Origin of the sequence: Pseudomonas sp. (assembly GCF_026224925.1) — a bacterium.
GTDB lineage: Bacteria > Pseudomonadota > Gammaproteobacteria > Pseudomonadales > Pseudomonadaceae > Aquipseudomonas.
Genome location: NZ_JAMFRV010000757.1, coordinates 1 through 2,788, shown reverse-complemented (window position 1 = coordinate 2,788; position 2,788 = coordinate 1). Strand labels below are relative to the sequence as shown.

The following is a 2,788-nucleotide window of genomic DNA, read 5'->3' as shown; positions in this document are numbered from 1 at the left end:
GTTGTCGTACACCGTGATGGCGGTATCGAGCCGGGGAATGCGCGAGAGCACTTCCAGTTCGAGCTTCGACAGCGGGATGTTAGCCGCGAACAACGGGTGAGCTTCAGCAAACGGTGCCTCTTCGCGGACGTCCACCAGCGCCAGTTCTTCATGGGCCAGCAGCGCACGACGGATGTCGGCGAAGGATCGGGTGGCGAGGTTACTCATTGGTGTTGGTCCTCTTTAGACAGGTCCCAGATATTCGGGAGAAAAGCGTTGGAATAACCGGAAATAAACAGCTTCTCTGAGCCGTCGGGTTGATACACCGCCCGCTTTACAGCGCCGATGTTGGCGCCGTACACGTGGATGCTGATGGACACTTGATCGTCGAATGCGTTACGCACCTGATGAATATCGTTGCTGCGTGGCGACAGCGCTTCAACCTGGCCGGGCTGCAGGTGGATAGCCGGGCCCTCGTGTTCGAGTCGACCGTCTTCGCTGCGGGCAAAACCTTGAGAATATTCGGCACCGCGTAACATACCGATCAGACCCCAGACACGGTGGTCATGAATGGGCGTGCTCTGACCCGGTCCCCAAACAAAACTGACCACGGAAAAGCGCTGGCGTGAGTCCGCGTGCAGCAAAAACTGTTGATAACGCTGTGGGTCAGGGATGGCGTAGTCGTCGGGCAGCCAGTCGTCATAGCTGACCAGTTGCGACAACAGTTTGCCACCGCGATGCAACAAGTCGCCTTCGCGTGGGTTGCTGTCGATCAGTTCAGCCAGCGCGCCGATGAAGGCTCTGAGTCGTTCCGGGTGTCGGGTTTGGGTCATGAGAGTTCCGAAGGTAGTTCCGAAGCCAGTGCTGAATACGGTGTGGTTTGAGAAATATAAACATAATGCTGGAAGTTAATATGCTATTTTTTGATGATTAGGTTATAACGAAAATGCATTTAATTTCTTTTTGGCGTATGGACAGCACTCGATGTGCTTGGCGATATGGCCTTATTGGCATTATGCTTTTTGACTATTTCCAGACTCTTTTACTATGCGCGGTCCGAATGAAAATTGATGATATCGATGCGTTTGTCGCGGTGATTCGCTGTCAATCTATCAGCCTTGCGGCTGAGTCACTGGATTTGACCCAGCCGGCCATCACTCGCCGGGTGCAGAATTTCGAGCAGGCGCTCGGGGTCGAGTTGTTTGATCGCAACACCAAGCCGCTTAAGCCTACGTCCATGGGCTTGCAGGTGTACCAGAAGTGTTTGGGCATCCTGCGGGAAATGGATTCGCTGCGTGAGCTGGTCGCCAGCGATACGCCGCCCAGCGGTCTGTTGCGCCTTGGGGTTCCGCAGACCGTTGGCGATGTGGTGTTGCTGGATGCGCTCAAGCATCTGCGCGCCGAGTTCCCGGATCTGCGCGCTCAAGTGCTGACGGGGTGGGGTAGCAACCTGATCGGCAAGATCGAAAAGGGTGAACTGGACGCTGCTGCTGCGTTGTTCCCGGCGGGCAAGATTTTTCCGGAAAACATCGTCGGTGAATCCATCGGCAAAATGGAGTTGGTAGTGGTATGTGCCAAAGCGGCGCTGCCGAAAAAGCCGGTTAAATTGTCAGACTGTTACGAGCTGGGTTGGGTACTGAATCCCGACGGTTGCGGCTTTCGCGCAGGCTTGCAACGCACCTTGACTGACCAGGGGCTGAGTTTGAAGGTCAATCTGGAAACCTTTGGTACCGAGCTGCAATTGGGTTTGGTCGCTGACGGCATGGGCTTGGGGCTGGTACCGCGACCGTTGCTGGAGCGTAGCGCGCACCGTGAGCAGTTGGCGGTCATGCCACTCAAGGATTTCAAGCCAGTGATGGATTTGTGGCTGATTTATCCGCGCTTTCTCGGCAACTTGCAGGGGCCTGTTGCAGCCTTTGGCAGCTTGGTGGCCGAGTCGCTGCGTCAGACTCGCGACGCTGCTTGAGCGCCGACAGTACCCTTCATAAAAAATATTAATAATTAGCTTAGAAGAAAATGTCATTTTTAAATGTTTTATGATGCGCTTAGGCTGCTCCGATACGTCTTCAAGACCTAACGGAGTTATGCCATGAGCAACGTCAGTTCCTTGCCAGTCCAGCAGAATGCGCCGAGCGTTCGTGATCGCGTCACCCCGCAAGAGTGGGAGGTGCGGGTTAAACTGGCAGCGGCCTATCGGTTGGCCGCGCTCAAGCGCTGGACTGACCACATCTACACTCATTTCTCGGCGCGGGTGCCCGGTCCGGACGAGCACTTTCTGATCAATGCCTTCGGCCTGCTGTTCGATGAAATCACCGCCTCGAACCTGGTCAAGGTCGATATCGACGGGACGATTGTCGATGATCCTACTGGCCTCGGCATCAACTACGCCGGTTATGTTATCCACAGCGCAATTCACGCGGCACGGCATGATTTGCAGGCGGTATTGCACACGCATACCCGCGACGGGATTGCGGTTTCAGCACAGAAGGGCGGTTTGTTGCCGATTTCCCAGCATTCCCTTGGTTTTTCCGGGCGCGTGGCTTATCACGGCTACGAAGGCGTGGCCTTGGACTTGGACGAACGCGAACGGCTGGTGGCGGACCTTGGGGACAAGAATGTGATGATCTTGCGCAACCATGGTTTGCTGACGGCGGGGGTTAGCGTTGAACATGCATTTCAATTACTGCAGTCTCTGGAATACGCCTGCAACATTCAGATCGCCGCGCAGGCAGCGGGCAATGCGGAATTGATTTTTCCACCGGCTGAAGTGGTGGCTAAGGTTGAGGAACAAGCCAAAGTCTTCAAAAGC

Annotated in this window: 3 protein-coding genes and 1 pseudogene; 2 read left to right on the top strand and 2 right to left on the bottom strand. The window is 55.2% G+C overall.

Translation table 11 applies throughout. From position 1 onward, the window contains the following. Together M0974_RS31550 and M0974_RS31545 are read right to left on the bottom strand one after the other, a co-directional pair. Positions 1–207: pseudogene (locus M0974_RS31550) on the bottom strand (rhodanese-related sulfurtransferase); the annotation flags it as partial. Continuing rightward, positions 204–812 carry a cysteine dioxygenase gene (locus M0974_RS31545; protein ID WP_297846011.1) on the bottom strand — a complete coding sequence of 203 codons (609 nt, stop codon included), beginning with the start codon at positions 810–812 and terminating at the stop codon, positions 204–206. The pseudogene M0974_RS31550 and the gene M0974_RS31545, both read right to left, overlap by 4 nt. A gap of 227 nt (positions 813–1,039) precedes the next feature. On the opposite strand from M0974_RS31545, the gene M0974_RS31540 reads away from it, so the two are divergent. Both M0974_RS31540 and M0974_RS31535 read left to right on the top strand, forming a co-directional pair. Further along, on the top strand, positions 1,040–1,945 hold the full coding sequence (locus M0974_RS31540) for a LysR family transcriptional regulator (RefSeq protein WP_297846009.1): 906 nt from the start codon (positions 1,040–1,042) through the stop codon (positions 1,943–1,945). Between the two features lie 123 nt (positions 1,946–2,068). Next, on the top strand, positions 2,069–2,788 hold a 720-nt coding region (locus tag M0974_RS31535; protein ID WP_297846008.1), incomplete at its 3' end, for a class II aldolase/adducin family protein.

Bases quoted from the DNA above. Each gene is read 5' to 3' on its own strand.
- M0974_RS31540 (WP_297846009.1), top strand. From the start codon at position 1,040: ATGAAAATTGATGATATCGATGCGTTTGTCGCGGTGATTCGCTGTCAA.
- M0974_RS31545 (WP_297846011.1), bottom strand. From the start codon at position 812: ATGACCCAAACCCGACACCCGGAACGACTCAGAGCCTTCATCGGCGCG.